Source organism: Staphylococcus sp. EG-SA-2 (assembly GCF_017152085.1).
In genome coordinates this window covers 1-511 of the sequence record NZ_JACYHC010000236.1, presented here as the reverse complement: position 1 = coordinate 511, position 511 = coordinate 1, and the positions used below count along the sequence as shown (strand labels likewise).

Below are 511 nucleotides of genomic sequence, written 5' to 3'. Positions count from 1 at the left end.
GAAAAAGTGTATGATAGTATAGATAATGAAATTTTAGAAATTTTCAAAAATATAGATCACGACTTCAGAGATGGAGTATCTGAAGAAATGATGAAACATTTGAAAGTAGTGAAACAGAATATAGAGCAAATAAAAAATCAAAATGATATTTATGGTAGGCAAATTGCAGATATTAGAAGTATTATGAAGCAACAAGATGCAACAATTTTAGATGGAAATTATCAAATTAATTATAGCGGTGAAAATATGGTGCAGGGTCTAGCTTTACCTTCTAATTATTTAGGAAGAAAAATGAAAATATTAAAAGACCATATCGATGATGGTATTAAAAAAATAGCAGACTATGTTCAAGGTATATATGATGAATATGCATCGAAAATTGTCGATGTAATAAAATATTTGATTAATACAATTCCCAAAATACGTAAGAATTTAAGACATGCAATTGAAATGTTAAATGTAAAAAAGAAAGAATTTTTGTCCCTGATTCCTAATGTAACTTGTAATTATA

General features: G+C 26.2%; 1 pseudogene. It reads left to right on the top strand.

The window, feature by feature from the left end:
- Positions 1 to 511 (top strand): annotated as a pseudogene (locus IDG60_RS27340) (hypothetical protein); the annotation flags it as partial.